Here is a 3,875-nt window from a genome sequence, read left to right on the forward strand (position 1 = left end):
AGGCGCCCAGGGCCATCAGCCCCACCGCGGCAAGGCCGGCAGCCAAGGTGGCAAGCGCCGAGCCGAAGAAGCCGCAGACAAACAGGAACACCATCAGGTTGTCGGGCAGGCGGCGGTCGACCAGGCGCCAGACGATGCCCATCACCAGCGCCGGCACCACCCCGGTAACCAGCACGTTCACCCCCAGCAGCGACCAGTCGACACGCCCCAGCAGGACCATGGCGATATTGATGGCGGTGATCGAAAGCAGCGCCAGCGGCGCCTTGAAGACCAGGGTCATAAGGGCGGTGAACATCAGGTGCAGGGTCAGCCAGTCCACGGCCTGGGCGCGCAGTTGCCAGAGCAGCATCACCATGACGGTGGCGGCCAGCCAGCGATGCTGCAGGGGATGGTCGTCGAGCAGCGCCAGCCAGGGACGCTTGCGCAGCGCCAGGCCGACGACGACCAGCGCAACGAGGCCGCAGAGCCACAGCAGCCAGGGGGCGAGTACCGGTTCGGCCATCGTCATGAGCTCTCCCCACCCCGTCAGGCAAAGACCACGGTCTTGTTGCCGTGGATGAGCACGCGATCCTCCAGGTGCCAGCGCAGGCCGCGGGCCAGCACCGCCTTCTCCACATCCCGGCCGAAACGCACCAGGTCGTCGGGGGTATGGCAGTGGCTGACCCGGTGGATGTCCTGCTCGATGATCGGCCCGGCATCGAGCTCCTCGGTGACGTAGTGGCAGGTGGCGCCGATCAGCTTCACCCCGCGCTGGTGCGCCTGATGATAGGGCCTGGCCCCGACGAACGACGGCAGGAAGCTGTGGTGGATATTGATCATCCGTCCCTGGAAGCGCTCGCAGAGCTCGGACGGCATGATCTGCATGTAGCGCGCCAGCACCACGCAGTCGGCGTGGGCATCGTCCACCCGCCGCTGAACCTCGGCGAAGGCGGCCTGCTTGTCGTCGGCCTTGACCGGCACATGGTGGTAGCGGATGCCGTGCCACTCCACCAGGCCGCGCATGTCCTCATGGTTGGAGATCACGCAGGCGATGTCGCAGTCGAGTTCTCCCGCCGTCCAGCGATAGAGCAGGTCCACCAGGCAGTGGGTCTCCCGCGACACCATCAGCACCACTCGACGCCGCTGGCGGGTGTCGGTGAGCGCCCAGGTCATCTCGAATTCCTCGGCGATCGGCGCGAAGGCCTCGCGCAGCGCCTCCGGCGGCATGCCCACCGAATCGGCCAGAATCTCGTAGCGCATGAAGAAGCGCCCCGCCTCCAGATCGGAGTGCTGGCTGGCCTCGGTGATCGAGCCACCGTGACCGGCAATGAAGTTGGAGACCCTGGCGACGATGCCCAGACGATCGGGACAGGAAACCACCAGGCGGTAGTAGTGTGACATCGGATGATCCCGGGTTGCGGCTGTGGCTGGGAGGCGACATTGTAGCCAAAACAGCCGCTTCGGGCACGCACCGAGGCGGAGCTGAGAGCCTTGCGAGTTCGTCGACTCCTCCCTCGGGATCGACGTGACCCTGCGGTGCTTGCCCCACCATCGGTATAGTGACTGATGCCTTTCCCTTCACGACCGACACGAGGTACTGCGGCCGATGCTCAATACCCGCGCCCTGTCCTACCTGAGCGAAGTGATTCGTCGCGGATCACTGCGAAAGGCAGCCACCTACCTCGGCATCGATGTCTCGGCCATCAGCCGGCAGATACGCTATCTCGAGGAACATCTCGACACCCGACTGCTGGAACGCCATACCGGCGGCATCAAGGTGACCGAGGCGGGACGCCTGCTCGTCGATCATTACCATACCCAGCAGGCGGCTGAAGACGCCGTGATTTCCCGCTTGTCGGCGCTGCAGGGGCTGGTCAGCGGCCATGTCCGCATTGCGGTGGGCGAAGGCTTCATTGCCGACCTGATATCAGCCCCCCTGCAGGCCTTCATGACCACCTATCCGGGGATCGAGCTGGAGGTGGTCATGGCTGGGGTCAACGAGGCCATGGCGCTGGTCAAGGATCGCGAAGTCGAGCTCGCCCTCCTCTATGCGCCCCCTGTCGACCCGCAGCTGACCTGCCATGTCGAAACACGCCAGCCATTGGACCTGATCGTTCCCACCGACCACGAACTTGCCCGTTTTCCGCAGCCGGTATCCCTGCAGGATCTGGTGCGATGGCCGATCGGTCTGATGGACAATCCCTTCGGCATGCGCCAGATGGTCAATGCCGTGGCCCATCAGGAGCGCATCTTTCTTCAGGCCCGCCTTCACACCAACTCGGTGGCCGTGCTGAAGAATTTCGTACGTTCGGGCATCGGAGTGACCTTCATGCCCGAGTTGACCGTCGCCGAGGAGGTTAAGCAGGGGGATATCACTGTGCTCCCCATGGCTTATCCCGTGCTCAGTGATGCCCGGGCCCAGATCGTCAGCCTCGCCGGCCGCGAGCTCACAGTGGCCGCGAATGCCTGTCTGGAGGATCTGTGCCACGGGATGCGCTTTTTCAATGCGGATGCCCCGCGCCTGCTGAATGCCAGATGTTGATGATAAAGCAACGCTCTCGTGTTTGATAAGTCAACGCATCAACGCCTAGCCTGCTGATACACCGGCCGACAGGCCGGAAGTTCCGCCAACAACAACACCCGGAGTCCAAGCATGAATCCCACTCGATCGTTTGCCGTTTCCTCCCTCACCGCCGCCGTACTGGCAGCGGGTGTCCTGGCTGGTCAGGCGCATGCCGCCACGAGCGTGAACCTGAGCTACAACGGCGCCCCGGATCCCGACAAGAATGCCGTGCATGTCTTCGCCACCAACCTCAAGGAGCTGGTCGAGAAGAAGACCGACGGCGAGCTCGAGCTCAAGCTCTACCCCAACAGCATGCTGGGTGAGGAACAGGAGCGCATGGAGCAGACGATGAACAGCCCCAACCTGAACATCGCCTCCTTCGCCGGCATGTCACCTCTGGTGCCGGAAGTGTTCGTGAGTGCCATTCCCTTCCTCTTCGATGACTTCGCCTCGGCTCGCAGCTTCTTCGATGAAGGCCAGTACTGGCAGGCCGTCGAGAACGACCTGCGTGAGCGCACCGGCGTAGAGCTGCTGGCCGTGGTCGAGGAAGGCGGCTTCCTGGCCTTCACCAATGATGAGAAACCCATCTCCTCCCCCAGCGACTTCGAGGGCCTGCGCTTTCGCGCGATGGACCCCAGCCAGGTCGCGCTGTACGAAGCCTTCGGGGCATCCGGCACGCCGATCCCCTGGACCGAGGTCTACATGGCGCTGAAGACCGGCGTTGCCGATGGCCAGATGAACCCGCCGATGTACATCATCATGGGTAGCCTCTATGAAGTGCAGGACTATCTGACACTGGCCAACATCCAGTACTCGGACCAGTTCCTGGTCGGTAACGGCGCCATGATCGACGGCTGGGATGACACCGTGCGCCAGGCCTTCCTGGAAGCGGTCGAGGAGGCCAACCAGATGGCACGCAAGCACAACGAGACCCGGGTCGACGAGCGCATCGCCTACCTCGAGGAACAGGGCATGGAGGTGACCCGGCCCTCCGAGGACGAGCTGGCAGCCTTTCGCGAGCAGGGCCAGCCGGCCTATCTGGAGTGGCTCGGCGAGCAGGACATCGATCCGTCCTTCATCGACATGGCGCTCGAGGATGCCGGGATGACCCACCTGGCCGAGTAAGCCAAACCGTCCCTGAGACGTCCTGCAGTTCGGGCAGGGGCTCTCCCCCTGCCCCATGACAGATGGCATCCCATATGGCGTTATCGAACTCTCGCGTACTGGCCATCAGCCGGTCCGTATCCCTGACGGTTGCCAGCAGCCTGCTGCTCATCGATCTGGCGGTGATCCTCTTCGGCGTGTTCATGCGCTACCTGGCCGGCGGGGCACC

At 63.9% G+C, this 3,875-nt stretch carries 4 protein-coding genes; 2 read left to right on the forward strand and 2 right to left on the reverse strand.

The genetic code is table 11. The annotated features are described in order from the left end of the window. The coding region (locus tag RI841_RS15165) for an energy-coupling factor ABC transporter permease (protein ID WP_310706468.1) at window positions 1–508 on the reverse strand (508 nt) is incomplete at its 3' end. A 17-nt stretch (window positions 509–525) separates the two neighbouring features. Further along, window positions 526–1,380, reverse strand: a complete 855-nt coding sequence (purU, locus tag RI841_RS15170) for a formyltetrahydrofolate deformylase (protein ID WP_310706469.1) — start codon at window positions 1,378–1,380, stop codon at window positions 526–528. Window positions 1,381–1,585: 205 nt separating this feature from the next. On the opposite strand from purU, the gene RI841_RS15175 reads away from it, so the two are divergent. Together RI841_RS15175 and dctP are read left to right on the forward strand one after the other, a co-directional pair. Further along, the gene (locus RI841_RS15175) at window positions 1,586–2,521 is read left to right on the forward strand and encodes a LysR family transcriptional regulator (RefSeq protein WP_310706470.1); all 936 of its coding nucleotides are present in this window, start codon (window positions 1,586–1,588) and stop codon (window positions 2,519–2,521) included. 111 nt (window positions 2,522–2,632) lie between these two features. Further along, window positions 2,633–3,667: a TRAP transporter substrate-binding protein DctP gene (gene dctP / locus RI841_RS15180; RefSeq protein ID WP_310706471.1), complete on the forward strand. Its 1,035-nt coding sequence runs from the start codon at window positions 2,633–2,635 to the stop codon at window positions 3,665–3,667. Window positions 3,668–3,875: the final 208 nt, after the last annotated feature.

The organism is Halomonas sp. (assembly GCF_031581305.1).
Lineage (GTDB): Bacteria > Pseudomonadota > Gammaproteobacteria > Pseudomonadales > Halomonadaceae > Halomonas.